This window comes from Methylobacterium platani (assembly GCF_001653715.1).
In the GTDB taxonomy this organism is placed as follows: Bacteria; Pseudomonadota; Alphaproteobacteria; order Rhizobiales; family Beijerinckiaceae; genus Methylobacterium; species Methylobacterium platani.
The window spans coordinates 36,344-52,209 of the sequence record NZ_LWHQ01000046.1; the positions used below are offsets into that span (position 1 = coordinate 36,344).

Here is a 15,866-nt window from a genome sequence, read left to right on the forward strand (position 1 = left end):
GAGGGACGATGAAGCTGCTCCTGACCCACACCCCGCACATGCGCGAGCGGTATTACGGCCCGCGGGCCCTTGCCGCGCTGCGCGGCCTCGCGGAGGTCGTGCTCCACGAGGGCGACGCGGCCCTCGACGCGGCCGCCCTGGTCGCGGCCGCCGCCGAGGTCGACCTCGTCGTCTCCGACCGGCTCACCCCCGGCCCGGGCGAGATCTTCGCCGGCCTGCCGCGCTTGCGGGCCTTCCTGCGTTGCGCCGTCGACATCCGCGACGTCGATGTCGGGGCGGCGAGCCGGGCCGGCATCCTGGTCACGCATGCCGCGCCCGGCTTCGTCGCCTCGGTGACCGAGCTGGCGCTCGGCTTCATGGTCGACCTGTCGCGCGGCATCTCGCGCGCGACGCGGGATTATCAGGCCGGCCGCGCCCCGGAGGTGCGGATGGGGCGCCAGCTCGCCGGCAGCCGCCTCGGGATCATCGGCTACGGGGCGATCGGCCGGAGCCTCGCGGGCGTCGCCGGTGCTCTCGGCATGGAGGTGCTGGTGTCCGACCCCCACGTCGCGGTCCCGGCGGGCCAGGGCCGGCAGGTGGGCTTCGAGACGCTGATGGCGGAGGCCGACATCGTCGTGTGCCTCGCGGTCGCCACCGAGGCGACCGAGAACCTGATCGACGCGCGGGCGCTGGCGCGGATGCGGCGCGACGCGGTCTTCATCAATCTCTCGCGCGGCAACCTCGTCGACGAGGCGGCCCTCGCGGCGGCGCTGACCGAGGGCCGCATCGCCGGCGCCGCGATGGATGTCGGGCGCGCCACCGACCAGATGCCCTCGCCCGCCCTCACGCGGCTGGGCAACGTGATCGCGACCCCGCATATCGGCGGCCTGACCCCGCCGGCGATCGAGGCGCAGGCCTTCGACACGGTCTCGCAGGTGCGCGCCATCCTGGCCGGCGAGGTGCCGAAGGGGGCGGCCAACGCGGAGAGCTGGTCGCGCCGGCCGTGAGCGACGCGCCAATGGGGCGGGCAGCCCCGTCGTCCTTCGACCGGGCGGGCTCGGCGCGTCGCCGCCGGCTGCGGCGGCGCGGTGCCGCACCAAGAGGTCACCCGGTCATTCCGCATACGAGCTTGTCTCGGAGCCCGTGAGCGGCCCCCATCGGGCAGGGCCCGGAACAGCCACGCCCGATCGTCCGCCTCGGCCTCATCGCTCCTCGTCGCCCCGTCGCGGATCGAATCCATGCAGGTCCTCGCGGTTGGCGCGCAGCGCGTGCCCCCATTTCGCGAGCCACCAGCCATATTGCTCCGGCCAGGCTTCGAAATTGCCGGTGAGCCCGAAATGCTCGGCGGCGTGGTGGGCCCAGAACGGGTCGTACAGCATCTGGCGCGCCAGGAAGATCAGGTCGGCCTTGCCGTCCTGGAGGATGCGCTCGGCGAGATCCGGCGTCCGGATCATGCCGACGGCCCCCGTCGCGATGCCGGCCTCGCGCCGGATCTGGTCGGCGAAGGGAACCTGGTAGCCCGGGCCGCGCGCCAGGTTGGCGTTGGTCGAGCCGACCCGCAGGTTCCCGCCCGTCGAGCAATCGACGAGATCGACGCCGAGCGCCTTGAGCGCGCGCGCGAAGACGACGCTGTCCTCGATCTCCCAGCCGCCGTCGATCCAGTCCGTCGCCGAGATGCGCACGAAGAGCGGCATGCCGGCCGGGATCGCCGCGCGCACGGCGCGCGTGACCTCCAGGGGGAACCGCATCCGGTTCTCGCGGCTGCCGCCATGCGCGTCGGTCCTGACATTCGCGAGCGGCGACAGGAAGGATTGCAGAAGGTAGCCGTGCGCCATGTGCAGTTCGACGAGGTCGAAGCCCGCCAGGACCGCCCGTCGCGCGGTCGCCACGAACGCATCGCGGATGCCGACGAGCCCGTCGTCGCTGAGCGGAATCGGTTCGGCGTAACCGTCCGCGAAGCGCAGGGCGGAGGGGCCCGACGGCGTCCAGGCCTCCTCGCCCATGGCGAGGTCGCGGTCCGTCAGGGGCCCGTTGCCCCGGAAGGCCCGCTGCTGGCCCGACTTGCGCCCGCCATGGTTGATCTGGATTCCGGCGGCGGCGCCGTTCGCCTTGATGACGTGCGCGACCTGGCGCATCCCGTCGATCTGGCCGTCGTGCCAGAGACCGGGATCGCCGTTGGTGATGCGGCCGAGCCGGCTGACCGAGGTCTGCTCGACGATGACCAGCCCCGCCCCACCCATCGCGAACTTGCCGTAATGGACGAGGTGAAACGGCGTGACTTCGCCGTTCTCCGCCGAGTACATGCCCATCGGCGAGACGACGATTCGGTTCTTGAGTTCCAGACTCCGGAAGGAGACCGTTTCGAACAATTTCACCATCGGAGCCTCGGTCTCATCGAGCCTGGAGAAGGCTTGCGGTCACGCCGGGGCCCGGGCGAGCGCCCCGGACGCATGGAGCGCCTCGATCGCGCTCTGCGGCAGCCCGAGATACTCGGCGAGCACCTCCGCATTGTGCTGTCCGAGGCGCGCGGAGGGGACATAATCCGGCGCCTCGGCGTCATGCAGGATCAGCGGCGTGCGGTGGACCAGGATCTCGCCGTAATCGGGATGATCGATCTCGCGCAGCATGCCGCGATCGTGGAGATGGCGATCCTGCGTCACCTCCAGGAGGTCGCGGACCGGGGCGCAGGGCACCTTGTTGCGGCGGCAGGCCTCGGTGATGTCGGCGCGCGTGCGCGCACCGGACCACTGGCCGATGATCTCGTCCACGAGGTCGATGTGCTGCAGGCGGTCGCGCACCGTCGCAAAGCGCGGGTCGGCGAGAAGGTCGTCCCGATCCATGGCCCGCGCCAGCCCGACCCAGTGGGACTCGTTCACGCTGATGATCGCCACGTAGCCGTCGGAGGCCGGATAGACGTTGTAGGGCGCTTCCGCGAGCCCGCCGTGGCGGTTGCCGGTGCGCGGCGCGGCGGCCTGGCGGTTGAAGACTTCCGCGAGGTTCGAGGCCATGGCCGGGTAGCAGGCCTCGACCATCGCGACCTCGACGAGCTGCCCCTTGCCGGTCCTCTCGCGGCTGTAGAGCGCCGTCATGATCGCGCCGTAGAGATGGATGCCCGTGAGGAAATCCGAGATCGCGGGACCGGCCTTGACCGGCGGCCCGTCCGGAAAGCCGGTGACGCTCATCATCCCGGAGACGGCCTGGATCGTCAGGTCCATGGCGAGGTTGTCGCGGTCCGGTCCCGACAGACCGTAGCCGGTGGCCGAGGCGTAGACGAGGCGCGGGTTCAGCGCGCTCAGGGCGCCGTAGCCCGCGCCCAGCCGGTCGAGCACGCCGGGGGCATAGTTCTCGAGCAGTACATCCGCCTTCGCGGCCAGCGACTTCAGGAGTTCCACGCCGTCCGGCGACTTCAGGTTCAGGCTGACGTTGCGCTTGTTGGCATTGAGCATCGCGAAGGGTACGGCGTTGCCCTTGCTGATGAGCGCGCGATGGCGCACCGGCTCCCCGTGGGGCGGCTCGATCTTGATGACGGTCGCGCCGGCCTGGGCCAGCAGGAAGCCCGCATAGGGCCCCTGATAGACCTGACCGAGATCCAGCACGGTGATGCCTTCGAGCGGAAGCGTCTTCATGGTGTCTGCTCTCGTCGACGCCGTCAGAAGCCGTAGAGGCGTGTCGGGTTGTCGATCAGGATTCTGCGGCGCACCGCCTCGTCGGGGACGCAATCCCACAGGAGCTGCAGCAGGTCCTGGAGGTCGGGCCGGGTCTCGTCCGTGTGCCCGACATGCGGCCAGTCGCTGCCCCACACGACCTGGTCCGGCGCCGCCTCGACGATCGCGCGCATGAAGGGCGCGGTATCCCGGTAGGGCCGCCCCGCCCGCGTGTTGCGGTCCGCGCCCGAGATCTTGACCCAGTAACGCCCGGTCTTCAGCCGCTCCGTGAAGGCGACGTAGTCCGGGTGCCGGTGACCCTTGTCGGCCATCGTCCGGCACATGTGGTCGACGACGTAGGTGAGGGGCAGCCGCTCCAAGCTCTCGGCCGCCGCCGCCAAATCCGAACTCTCGATCCAGATCTGCGCGTGCCAACCGCGCTCCGCGAGGCGGGGCGCGAGTTCGACGAGGTCGTCGAAGCTCGTCCCCAGCGTCGAGACGGGTTTGCCGTCCTGCCGGATCATGGTGACGCGGACGGCCTTGAAGCCGGCATCGGTCAGCTCGTCGAGGCGACGGTCGGTGACGTCCGGCTGCAGGATGGCGGTCGCCCGCAATCTGTCCGGGAAGCGGCGAAGCGCTTCGAACGTCACCGCGTTGTCCGCACCCGATCCGACCGCGTGGACGATCACGCCGCGCATCACGCCGATCCGGTCCCACAGCGCGAAGGCGTCCTCGATGGTGAAGGCGCGGGCGGGCGTGAACCGCCCTTCCGAGCCGGCCGGGAAGCGCTCGAACGGCCCGTAGATGTGAAAGTGGCAGTCGCAGCTGCCGTCGGGGAGGCGGAGGGCGGTGTTGCTCATGGTCATGTCCTGGCGATGTCCCGGCGGTCTGCCGGCAATCCGTAGGGGCCGGAATCGGCGCGTGGGACGTCGGGCGGATCGGAGGCTGCGCCGGCGGGGCGGCCGGCCGACGATCCGGGCGCAGTCCGTCGCCGCGATCCGCCCGCACCGGCGGATCCCGACGCCGTTGCCGTCCCGGACGATGTGCGGATCGACGTGAGCCGCACGAAGAACCGTCATGATTTCTGCATGAGCGGGCACTTGCTCTCCGCGCGTGGAATGTTCGCGTCCTCGCCCGACACGGTCGAGATCACGTCGTAGTAGTCCCATGGCGCCTTCGATGCCGCCGGGCTCTTTACCCGCAGCAAGTAGTAATCATGGATATGCATTCCGTCTTCGCGGACATGCCCATTCTTCGAGAAGAAGTCGTTGACCGGCATCGATCGAATCATCTCGAGCACCTTTCCGGTCTCGGTCGTGCCGGCGGCCTGGACGGCCTTCAAGTAGTGCATCGTTGCCGAGTAGAGGCCGGCCTGAACCATGGTCGGCATGCGGCCGATCTTGTCGAAGAAGCGCCGGCCGAACTTGCGAGACTCGTCGTCGCGGTCCCAGTAGAACGCCTCCGACATGTAGATGCCCTGCGCATTGGCAAGGCCCGCCGCATGCGTGTCCGTGATCTGGAGAAGCAAGGCGGCCGCCTTCATCGTGCTGCCCTTGCCGAGAACGCCGAACTCGTGCGCCTGCCGCAGGGCGGTCGAGACATCGAGGCCGGTATTGGCCAGCCCGAGGACGCTCGCGCCGGAATTCTGCGCCTGAAGAAGGAAGGACGAGAAGTCGCTCGTACCGAAGGGATGCCGGGCGGCGCCGAGCACTTTGCCGCCGAGCTGCTTCACCACCGAGGTCGCATCGTGCTCGAGCGCGTGACCGAACGCATAGTCGGCCGTCAGGAAGAACCAGTCTTTGCCACCGCGCTCGACCAGTGCCTTCGCCGTGCTGCGGGCGAGCGCGTAAGTATTGTATGACCACTGGAAGCTGTTGGGCGAACACTTCTCGTTGGTGAGCGCCGACGTCCCGACCGACGATGCGATCATGATCTTGTTCTTCTCGCGCGTGATCTCGGACACGGCGAGCGCTACGGCAGAATTGGACAGATCGAGAATGACGTTGACGTTCTCGGTATCGTACCATTTGCGAGCGATGCTGGACCCGATATCCGGCTTGTTCTGATGGTCGGCCGAGATCATCGCGATGGGCGAGCCGAGCAGCTTTCCGCCGAAATCCTGGATCGCCATCTTGACGACCTCGACCGATGCCGGGCCCGAGGCGTCGGCATATTGCCCGGACTGATCGTTCAGCACGCCCAGCTTCACGGGCCCTGCTTGGGTCTGTGCTTGTGCAGCCGTCAGGCTGGTCGCGATCAAGACAGACGCGATCCACGCTCTCATGCGGCGTCCTCCCTTTAGTTTGTTTTTTTCTTGGCGACTGATTGCGTTAAAGCCTGAGCGAGACACTGTCGGGTGTCAATCAGCATCGCGATCGTCTCACATCACATATGTGATGTAACGCGCCTTCATATCCGTGAAAATGCGCAAGCTCGCAGACGTCACCTCACCACGCGAAGTCTCGAATCTGCTTGTCATACCCTCGCGCCCTGGCCTCGACCCGTCGATGCCGGGGCGTCCGGCGCATCAGCGCCGACGCAAGGACAGGGAAACCTTGCGGGGCCTCATCCGTGGGTGGAGCGGGTGCCCGGGGGATTTCGCGCCCTCCGTCCGCCAGGACGGCGGTGGCGGCGCGATCGGGCTGGAAGGCGGTTACGGCGGCAGGGCCGTCGGGGGAGACGGCCTTCCCGGCGCGTCTCGTCCCGCTGCCGGCGGCCGGGGCGGCGGCGAAGAACCCGCGAACCGGAGTGACGCTCAGGCGCTGGTCGCTCGGCGGTAGCGGGCGAGCGCCTCGTCGTTCGGGGGGTAGAGGCCGGGAAGAGGCGTGCCGGAGAGAATTTCCGACAGGATCCACGCTTCGAGGCGCTCCTGCTCGGCCGCCGGGCCGGCGAGCTCCGCCACCAGCGCCTTCGGCACCACCACCGCGCCGTCCGCATCCGCCACGATCACGTCGTCCGGATAGACCGCCACGCCGCCGCAGCCCACGGGCTCCTGCCAGTTCACGAAGGTCATGCCGGTGACGGCGGGGGGCGCGGCGACGCCCTGCGCCCAGATCGGCAGGCCGGTCGCGGTAATGCCGTCGAGGTCGCGCACCGCGCCGTCGGTGACGAGCGCCGTCACGCCGCGCTGGCTCATGCGGGCGCACAGGATGTCGCCGTAGACGCCGGCATCGGTGCAGCCGCCGGAGGCGACGACGGCGATGCAGCCCGGCGGCATCGCCTCCACGGCGGTGCGGGTCGAGATCGGTGCCGACCAGGCCGCCGGGGTCGCGAGGTCCTCCCGGGCCGGGATGAAGCGCAAGGTGAAGGCGCGGCCGGCGACCCGTCCCTGGCCCGGCACCAGCGGCCGAGTTCCCCGCAGCCAGACATTGCGCAGGCCCTTCTTGAGCATCAGCGTCGTCAGGGTCGCTGTGGACACCTCGCGCAAGGCTGCGATCAGTTCTGCTTCGGACATCGTCGGTTATCTCTGCCGGTTGTCGATGCCCGGCCGGTGGCCGGGACGCGCTCTGCGTGTCCGCGGTGGCGCGGACGGTCGAAGGGTTTCGCTCCTCCGCCCGGGACGCATGACGGAGGCGACCGCTCCGGTGACGACGGCCTACCGGTCGACGAGCCGGGCGGGCACGAAGGCGAGGACGAGGATCGCGGTGCCGACGAGCCAGGCCGCCGTGCCGTAGAGGCCCGCGTCGAGGGAGTGGGTCGTGGTGGCGAGCCAGCCCATGACGGCCGGGCTGACGAAGCCGCCGAGATTGCCGGTCGAGTTGATCAGCGCGATGCCGGCCGCGGCGGCCGCGCCGCCCAGGAAGGCGGTCGGCAATGCCCAGAACATCGCGATCGTCGTGACGATCCCGGCCGCCGCGAGCGACAGGCAGGCCATGGCGGGCACGATCTCGCCCCGGAACGACCCGCACAGGAACAGGCCGGCGGCGGTGGCGAGGAGCGGGACGACCACGTGCCAGCGTCGTTCCCGCAGCCGGTCGGCGCTGCGCCCGGCGATCAGCATCGCCGTGAGGGCGACGAGGTAGGGCACGGCCGACAGGAGCCCGATGCGCAACGGATCGCCGATCCCCGCCCCCTTGATGATCGTCGGCTGCCAGAAGCCGACCGTGTTCGACCCGATGCTGACGCCGAAATAGACGAGGCAGAGCAGCCAGACCCGCGGGCTCGCGAAAGCCGATCCGAAGGAGCGCAGCGTCTTGGCCTGGGCGTCCGCCGCGAGGGCCCGCCGCACCGCGTCCTTCTCGGCCGGCGAGAGCCACCGCGCCTCCTCGATCCGGTCGCTGAGCGCGAGGAACACCACGACGGCGAGGATCAGGGCCGGGATACCCTCGACGATGAACAGCCACTGCCAGGATGCCAGGCCGGCGATGCCGCCGAAGCTCTGCATGATCAGGCCCGAGAGCGGCCCGCCGACGATGCCCGAGAGGGGATTGCCCGCCATGAACAGGGCGGTGATGCGCCCCCGCCGCGCCGTCGGGAACCATTGCGACAGGTACAGGAGGACGCCCGGATAGAAGCCGGCCTCCGCGACCCCGAGCAGGAAGCGCAGGACGTAGAAGCTTCGCTCCCCGGTGGCGAACGCCATCGCGATCGACAGCGCCCCCCAGGTCAGCATGATCCGGGCGATCCAGCGCCGGGCCCCGACCCGGTGCAGGATCATGTTGCTGGGCACCTCGAACAGGCAGTAGCCGATGAAGAAGATGCCGGCGCCGACGCCGTAGACCGCTTCGCTGAGCTGCAGGTCGCTCAGCATCTGCAGCTTGGCGAAGGAGACGTTGACCCGGTCGAGATAGGCTACGAAGTAGCAGACGAAGAAGATCGGCAGGATGCGCCAGGTGATGCGGCGGAACGTGGCTTCCTCGAGGGCCCGGTCCCCGGCGAGGCCCGCTGCGGCCGCCCCGTCCGCGGCGGCAGGAGATGCGTTCGCCATCGTGGTCCCCCCTGTATCGTCGTCGCGCCGGCCGTCAGAGCGCCGCTTCGCCGTCCTGCGCATCGGCGGCCTCGTCGCGGACGTGGCGCAGGAAATCGAAATCGACGCCCTGGTCGGCCTGGGTCACGGACTCGAGGAACAGCTTGGCGTAGCCGCGGGCGGCCCGCGGCCGCGTCCGCGGCGCCTGCGCCACCCGCGCTGCGAGATCGGCCTCCGGCACCAGGAGTTCGAGCCGGCGGGCGGCGACGCTCAGGCGGATGCGGTCGCCGGTCCGCACATGGGCGAGGGGACCGCCGATCGCGGCCTCCGGCGTCACGTGCAGCACGATCGTGCCTGCCGCCGTGCCGCTCATCCGGCCGTCCGAGATCCGCACCATGTCCTTGACGCCGGCCCGGGCGAGCTGCTTGGGAATCGGGATGTAGCCCGCTTCCGGCATCCCCGGCCCGCCGGTCGGGCCGATGTTCTGGAGCACCAGCACGTCGTCGGCGGCCACGTCGAGGTCGTCCGCGTCGATCCGTGCGGCCAGATCCTCGAGCCCGTCGAACACCACCGCGCGGCCTTCATGCTCCATCAGGGCCGGGCTGGCTGCCGACTGCTTGATGATCGCCCCGCCCGGCGCGAGGTTGCCGCTCAGGACCGCGATGCCGCCCTGCGGATAGAGCGGCTCGGCGAAGGGCCGCACCACGGTCTGGGGGAAGGCCGGCCCGGCCCGCTCGATCTCCTCGCCGAGGGTGCGTCCGGTGACCGTGAGCGCGTCGAGATGCAGGAGCGGCTTCAGCTCGCGCAGCAGCGTCGGCAGGCCGCCCGCCCGGTGGAAATCCTCCATGTAGTGCTGGCCGGACGGTTTGAGGTCGACCAGCACCGGCGTCTCCCGGCCCATCCGGTCGAGGGTCGCGAGGTCGATCGGGATGCCGAGGCGCCCGGCCATCGCCGTCAGGTGCACGATGCCGTTGGTCGAGCCGCCGATGGCGAGGAGCACCCGCAGGGCGTTCCGGAAGGCGTCCGGGGTGAGGATCCGGTCCGGTGTCACCCGCTCGCGGGCGAGGCCGACGGCGCAGAGGCCGCTCAGCTCGGCGGCACGAAGGCGGTCGGCGGTGACCGCCGGCGGCGTCGCCGAGCCCGGGACGGCGAGACCGAGCGCCTCCACCACGCAAGCCATGGTGGAGGCCGTCCCCATCACGCCGCAGCTGCCGACGCTCGCCACCAGGCGGTCGTTCACCGCGTCGATGCCCGGACCGTCGATCTCGGCCGCCCGGTAGCGGCCCCAGTAGCGGCGGCAATCGGTGCAGGCCCCGACGCGCTCGCCATGGTGGGAGCCGGTGAGCATCGGGCCCGTGACGAGCTGGATCGCCGGCACGCCGGCGGAGGCCGCACCCATCACCTGGGCCGGGACCGTCTTGTCGCAGCCGCCGATCAGCACCACGGCGTCCATCGGCTGGGCGCGGATCATCTCCTCGGTGTCCATCGCCATCAGGTTGCGCAGGTACATCGAGGTCGGGTTGGCGAAGGATTCGCCGATCGAGATGGTCGGGAACGGCATCGGCAGCCCGCCGGCCATGAACACGCCGCGCTTCACCGCCTCGACCAGCTGGGGCATGTTGCCGTGGCAGGGATTGTACGCGCTGCCGGTCTCGACGATCCCGATCACCGGACGTTCCAGGGCGGCGGAGCTGTAGCCCGCACCCTTGACGAAGGCCTTGCGCAGGAAGAGCGAGAACTCGGCGTCGCCGTAATTCGCCAGGCCTTTCGCGAAACCCTGTCCGGCCATGGCCGTCTCCCCCCTCGTATTGTCCCGGGGCGTGGAGTAAGCGGATCGCCGTCGTCAGGAAACGCACGCCGTTCTGGCTTCAAAGATCAGGTTTCCTGATGTCCCGAGATGCGGCGGCGGAGGCCAGGGTGGACACGGCGTTTCTGGACAGTCTCGTGGGCGTCATCGAGGGCGGATCGATCGCCGCGGCGGCGCGGCGGCAGGGCATCAGCCCCGCGGCCGTCGCCCTGCGGCTGCAGGCCCTGGAGAGCGAGTTCGGCAGGCCGCTCGTGACGCGCTCCGGCCGCACGGTGGTCGCCACCGAGGCGGGCGCCCGGATCCTCGCGCAGGCCCGGGCGCTGCTGCGGGCCGTCGATGACCTCAAGGGCCTGGCGACCGGGGAGGGAATGATCGGGCAGTTGCGCCTGGGCGTGATCGCCTCGGCCGCCTCGGGCCTGCTGACGCCGGTCCTGCGGCGCTTCGAGGCGGCCCATCCGGGCAGCCGGCTCCTGATCCAGCGCGGCGTGTCGAGCGCGCTCTTCCACGCCGTCGTCCACGATGCGCTCGATGCCGCGCTCATCGTCGAACCGGATTTCCAGATTCCCAAGACCTGCGCCTGGACCCGGCTCGACGTCGAGCCCCTGGTCCTCCTGACGCCCCGGGCCTTGGGCGGCGGCGATCCGCACGCCATTCTCGCGCGCGAGCCGCTCATCCGCTACGGCCGCAGCCACTGGGGCGGCGGCCTCGCGGATGCCTACCTGCAGCGCGCCGGCATCGTGCCGTGCGAGCGCTACGAGCTCGATGCCCTCGACAGCATCGCGACCCTCGTCGCGCAGGGGCTCGGCGTCGCCCTCGTGCCGGACTGGGTGGGCCTGCGCCGCTTGGCGGACGAGGTCGCCAAGCATGCCCTGCCGCAGGCGCGGCTCGAACGGCGCATCGGCATCCTGTGGTCGCGCTCGACGGTGCGCGTGCGCCACGTCCAGGCGCTGGCGGCCTGCGCCTCGGAGGTGATCGGCGACCTGCGGACCGGCGCCGGCGCCTGACGCGCCGCTGCCGGCTCGGCCGTTCCGCAGGATGCCGGGACCGGCGTCACGCCGGATCCGGCTGCTCCCGCAGATGGCTGGCGAGGGCCATCAGGCGCCGGTCGCGCCAGGCCTGCCGGGCCGCGATGTCCTGCGTGGGCAGGTCCGCCCGGCGGGCGGCCGCGACGCGCCCGACGAGGTCGCCATCCCAGCGGCGCGGCGGCATCTGGGTCTGCAGCGCCTCGTAGAGGGCGCCGTAGCGGGCGCAGAAATCCGCGATCCCGCCCGGCGCGTTGAGGTCGACGGTCTCGAACGGGCCCATGAACGACCAGCGGCGGCCGAGCCCGTGCTTCATCACCGTGTCGACCTCGTCCGGATCGACGACGCCGTCCGCCACGAGACGGAACGCCTCGGCGAGGAGCGCGCCCTGCAGCCGGTTGAGGATGAACCCGTCGGCCTCGCGCCGCATCGTCGCGACCTGCCGTCCGGCCCGGATCATCAGCCGCCGCGTCCGCTCCAGGACCGTCGGATCGGTCCAGGGCGCGGGGCAGAGTTCCACCAGGGGCAGGAGGGAGGGGGGATTGGCCGGATGGGCGACGAGGCAGCGCGCGCGGCCCGGAATCTCGGCCGTGAAGCGGCTCGGCGGCATGCCGCTGGTCGAGCTTGCCAGGACCGCCCCGGGTGGGGCGAGGGCGTCGATCTCGGCGAAGGTCTGCCGGCGCGAGGCGAGGGTCTCGGGGCCGTTCTCCTGGACGTGGTCGGCGCCGCGCACGGCATCCGCCAGGCTCGCGGCGAGGCGGATCCGCGCCCGGATGCGGGCGGGCTCCTCGCGGATCAGGCCCTGCCGCGCCAGTTCGGCGAGCTCGGCGGCGATCACCCCGGGTACGGCCTGCAGGGTGCCGGGATCGGGGTCCCAGACGGAGACCCCGTACCCGGCCTGGGCGAAGACGATCGCCCAGCCCTTGCCGATCGCCCCCGCCCCGACCACGGCGGTCTGCGTGTCATTCATCGGTTCGTCCCCGCTGCGAATCGTCCTGCGGCGCCGCCTCGGCCGGCCCACCGTTACTGGAGCTGCTCGTGGGCGGTCTCACGCAGGGCCAGCACGGCGAGGCCCGACAGCACCGCTCCGAACATGACGAAGAAGGCGAGCGAGATCGGCTGCCCCGTGGCGGCGATCAGCCACGACGCGATGAAGGGTGCGAAACCGCCGAACAGCATGGATTGGAGGTTGTAGGCAGTGGTCAGCCCGGTCATGCGCCGCGCCGTGGGGAACAGCTCCACCAGCGCGGAGGCCAGCGCGCCGAGGAACAGGCCGTTGATCGCCGCGAAGGCGACGTGCAGGGCGACGATGCGGCCGGCCGGGGCGCCGTCGAGCATCAGGTGGATGAGCGGATAGGCCAGGACCAGGCTGAGCCCGCAGGCCGCGAGCAGGCAGGTGCGTCGGCCGTAGACGTCCGACAGCGCCCCCGATGCCAGCGCGCTCGCGCCCATCACCGCCGTGGCGACGACCGTCGACCACAGGGCCGTGCTGGCGCTCAAGCCGAGGTAGCGCTGGCCGAAGGTCGGGAAGTAGCTCAGGAACACGTAGGTGAGCACCGATTGCAGCACCGGGAAGGCGAAAGCCAGCATCATCGCCTTCGCCATCGAGAAGGGCGGCGCGCCGGCGGGGCTGCCGGCCACGGCGGGGGCCGCCGCGGCCTGCTTGAAGGCGGGTGTCTCGTGGACGCGCTGGCGCACCAGGAACCCGATCGGCGCGATCAGGCCGCCGAGCAGGAACGGCACGCGCCAGCCCCATTCGGTCATCGCCTCCGATCCGAGCGCCGTGGTGAGCCCGGCCGTGACGCCGGCGCCGAGGAGCTGGCCGATGCAGATCGCGCAAGGATGCATGCTGCCGAAGAAGCCGCGGCGATGCGGCGGCGCCCATTCCACCAGGAAGGACGCGGCACCGCCCCATTCGCCGCCGGCCGAAACGCCCTGCATCAGCCGTGCGACGACGAGGAGGATCGGGGCCGCCAGGCCGATCGATGCGTAGGTGGGCAAGAGGCCGATCACCCCGGTGGAGACCGCGATCATCGCGAAGGTGAGGAGCAGGGCCGGCTTGCGCCCGTACCGGTCGCCGAACAGCCCGATCAGGATCCCGCCGACCGGCCGCGCGACGAACCCGACGCCGAAGACCGCGAAGGTGGCGAGCAGGGCCGCCGTCTCGTTGGTGGAATCGAAGAAGAGCTTGCCGATGATCCCGGCCAGATAGGCGTAGACCGTGAAATCGTACCACTCGAGCACGTTGCCGACGCCGGCCCCCACCACGGCGACCGTCCGCCCGCTCGATCTGGGAGCGGCATCCGCGGCCGGGATGCCTCCCGGCGTCTTCGCTGCTTGAACCAACATCGGATTCCTCCCGGGGCGCTCTTCGTGCGGCGCGCGCGTTCTTGTTGTGATTGGTCGTGACGCGATCGCTTCAGGGCCGATCAGTCTCGATGCGGGGACGCCCGCCCCGGCGAGGCGGCGGGTGCGCCCGCTCTCGAGCGGACCGGAGGAGGGGACCCGTCCGTCTTGACGCGAGCATCGGCCCGTGGCCTGCTGCCGTCCAATCGAAAATCGAATGCTTCCGATGCGATCTCGGAATACCCAGGCGATCCCCGCCCTCGCCGACCGCCTGCGGCTGCGGCAGCTGCGCCTGGTCACCGCCCTCGGCGAGCAGGGAACGCTGCGCCGGGCGGCCGCGGCCCTGAACGTGACCCAGCCCACCGCGACCAAGATGCTGGCGGAATGCGAGGCGATCTTCGGCGTCGCCCTCTACGAGCGGCGGCCGCGGGGCCTGCACGCGACCCCGGCCGGTCGCGAGGTCCTCGGCCTCGCGCAGCGGGTCATGGCGGAGTGCGGCCGCAGCGCCGCCGCCCTCGCCACCCTGGAGCATGGCGGCGGCGAACTCGTGGTGGGAGCGATTCTCGGCGCGACCCCCGACTTCATCGTCCAGGCCGTCCTCGACGTGAAGACGCAATGGCCTCACCTGGTGGTCCGGCTGCGCGGCGAATCCAGCGATCAGGTCCTGGCGATGCTGGAGAACAGGACCGTGGACATCGCGGTCGGCCGGTTCAGCAAGCCGACCCAGCACAACCTCTTCCGGTACGAGCCGCTCGGGGACGAGGCGCTCTGCGTCGTCGCCCGGGCCGGGCATCCCCTGCTGCGCGCGCGGGACCTGCGCCTCGGCGACCTGACGGAGCAGCGCTGGGTGCTGCAATCGATCGAGACGCCGGCCCGCCAGATCCTCGAGGCCGAGTTCGGCAAGGCCGGCGCCGCCACGCCGGGGGACATGATCGAGGCCAACTCGATCCTCACGATCGTCCAGCTCCTCCAGCGGTCGGATGCCGTGGCGATGCTGTCGGAGCCGATGGTGCGCGACCACGTCGCCTCCGGCCTCCTCGGCCAGCTCCCGGTCGCCATCGGGGCACGGCTGAGCGATTTCGGCCTGCTGACGCGGCGGGGCGAGACGCTCACCGGCGTCGCGGCGCAGTTCGCCGACCGCCTGCGCGAATCGGCCAGGACAGGAGTGAGACCGTGACCGGACCCGTCCTCGACCCGCCCGATTGCCCCGGCCCGGTGCCGCATCCCCGTCCGGCGCGCGTCCGGGTGCCGGACGGCGCCTGCGACAGCCACATCCACGTCTTCGGCCCGCAGGCGCTCTTCCCGTTCGCGCAGAGCCGCGGCTACACGCCGCCGGAGGCCCCGGTCGAGGCCTATCGCCGGGTCCAGGCGGCGCTCGGTCTGGCCCGGGCCGTGATCGTCCAGCCGAGCGTCTACGGCACCGACAATGCCTGCACGTTCGAGGCGGCGCGCCAGCTCGGCGGCCCCGAGCGCTGCCGCATCGTGGCCGTCGCGCCGCCGGGGGGACCGCGGGACCCCGACGGCTGGCGCGAGGCGGGGGTGTGCGGGATCCGCATCAACGCCGTTGCGGGCGGCGGGCCACCGATCGACCAGATCGGTGCGGCGGCGGCGGCCGTCGCGGATCTCGGATGGCACGTCCAGCTCTACCTGCCGCGCGCCGCCCTGATCGAGGCGGTGCCGACCCTGCTCACCCTCCCGACCGCGGTCGTGATCGACCATCTCGGCGACCCCGACCCGGCGGACCCGACGGGCCCCGCCCTGGTCGCCCTGCAGCGCCTGCTCGACGGCGGCCGGGCCTGGGTGAAGCTCAGCGGCGGCTACATCGCGTCGGCCCTCGACGCGCCCTGGCCGGACGTGGCGCCGACCGCGCGGGCGCTGGCCGCGACCCATCCGGACCGGCTCGTCTGGGGCACGAACTGGCCGCACCCGGTGCGATACCGCGCCATGCCGGAGGATGGCGACCTGCTCGACGCCTTGGCCGAGTGGCTGGACGACGAGGCCGCCTTCCACCGCGTGCTCGTCGAGAACCCCGCTCACCTCTACGGCTTCGCGCGGCGATAGAGCCTTTTCCGACGAGGCGGATACCAGTTCGCCGCAGACGATGCGGCAGCATGAAAGATCCAGAACACGTCCCGAGTGCGGCGCCACGGTCCACGACACGA

13 protein-coding genes are annotated in these 15,866 nt (G+C 71.1%); 4 read left to right on the plus strand and 9 right to left on the minus strand.

Translation table 11 applies throughout. From position 1 onward, the window contains the following. Positions 1-8: 8 nt before the first annotated feature. On the plus strand, positions 9-986 hold the full coding sequence (locus A5481_RS22575; RefSeq protein WP_048433629.1) for an NAD(P)-dependent oxidoreductase: 978 nt from the start codon (positions 9-11) through the stop codon (positions 984-986). Positions 987-1,181: 195 nt separating this feature from the next. Here the strand turns inward: A5481_RS22575 and A5481_RS22580 are convergent, their stop codons facing one another. From A5481_RS22580 to A5481_RS22610, 7 genes are all read right to left on the minus strand, one after another. Next, positions 1,182-2,357, minus strand: a complete 1,176-nt coding sequence (locus A5481_RS22580; protein ID WP_048433630.1) for an NADH:flavin oxidoreductase/NADH oxidase — start codon at positions 2,355-2,357, stop codon at positions 1,182-1,184. A gap of 39 nt (positions 2,358-2,396) precedes the next feature. Beyond that, positions 2,397-3,605 carry a CaiB/BaiF CoA transferase family protein gene (locus A5481_RS22585; protein ID WP_048433631.1) on the minus strand — a complete coding sequence of 403 codons (1,209 nt, stop codon included), beginning with the start codon at positions 3,603-3,605 and terminating at the stop codon, positions 2,397-2,399. A gap of 23 nt (positions 3,606-3,628) precedes the next feature. Next, on the minus strand, positions 3,629-4,483 hold the full coding sequence (locus tag A5481_RS22590) for an amidohydrolase family protein (RefSeq protein WP_048433632.1): 855 nt from the start codon (positions 4,481-4,483) through the stop codon (positions 3,629-3,631). A gap of 215 nt (positions 4,484-4,698) precedes the next feature. Then, positions 4,699-5,907 carry an ABC transporter substrate-binding protein gene (locus A5481_RS22595; protein ID WP_048433633.1) on the minus strand — a complete coding sequence of 403 codons (1,209 nt, stop codon included), beginning with the start codon at positions 5,905-5,907 and terminating at the stop codon, positions 4,699-4,701. A gap of 471 nt (positions 5,908-6,378) precedes the next feature. Next, a complete protein-coding gene (locus A5481_RS22600; protein ID WP_048433634.1) occupies positions 6,379-7,077 on the minus strand; it encodes a ribonuclease activity regulator RraA in 699 nt (232 codons plus the stop codon). 141 nt (positions 7,078-7,218) lie between these two features. After that, positions 7,219-8,550 (minus strand): MFS transporter, encoded by a 1,332-nt coding sequence (locus tag A5481_RS22605; protein WP_048433635.1) that lies wholly within the window; start codon positions 8,548-8,550, stop codon positions 7,219-7,221. A 34-nt stretch (positions 8,551-8,584) separates the two neighbouring features. After that, positions 8,585-10,318, minus strand: a complete 1,734-nt coding sequence (locus A5481_RS22610) for an IlvD/Edd family dehydratase (RefSeq protein ID WP_048433636.1) — start codon at positions 10,316-10,318, stop codon at positions 8,585-8,587. A gap of 155 nt (positions 10,319-10,473) precedes the next feature. Here A5481_RS22610 and A5481_RS22615 point away from each other — a divergent pair, with 155 nt between their 5' ends. Next, entirely contained in the window at positions 10,474-11,340 is an 867-nt protein-coding gene (locus A5481_RS22615) for a LysR substrate-binding domain-containing protein (RefSeq protein WP_245238777.1), read from the plus strand. 46 nt (positions 11,341-11,386) lie between these two features. Here the strand turns inward: A5481_RS22615 and A5481_RS22620 are convergent, their stop codons facing one another. Both A5481_RS22620 and A5481_RS22625 read right to left on the minus strand, forming a co-directional pair. Continuing rightward, positions 11,387-12,328 (minus strand): 3-hydroxyacyl-CoA dehydrogenase, encoded by a 942-nt coding sequence (locus A5481_RS22620; RefSeq protein ID WP_048433638.1) that lies wholly within the window; start codon positions 12,326-12,328, stop codon positions 11,387-11,389. Between the two features lie 53 nt (positions 12,329-12,381). Then, complete coding sequence (locus A5481_RS22625) at positions 12,382-13,707, minus strand: MFS transporter (RefSeq protein WP_048433639.1); 1,326 nt, start codon at positions 13,705-13,707, stop codon at positions 12,382-12,384. Positions 13,708-13,930: 223 nt separating this feature from the next. Here A5481_RS22625 and A5481_RS22630 point away from each other — a divergent pair, with 223 nt between their 5' ends. Both A5481_RS22630 and A5481_RS34730 read left to right on the plus strand, forming a co-directional pair. Further along, a complete protein-coding gene (locus A5481_RS22630; RefSeq protein WP_048433643.1) occupies positions 13,931-14,881 on the plus strand; it encodes a LysR family transcriptional regulator in 951 nt (316 codons plus the stop codon). After that, entirely contained in the window at positions 14,878-15,765 is an 888-nt protein-coding gene (locus A5481_RS34730; RefSeq protein ID WP_053082340.1) for an amidohydrolase family protein, read from the plus strand. The genes A5481_RS22630 and A5481_RS34730 overlap by 4 nt, the downstream gene beginning before the upstream one ends. Positions 15,766-15,866 lie beyond the last annotated feature (101 nt).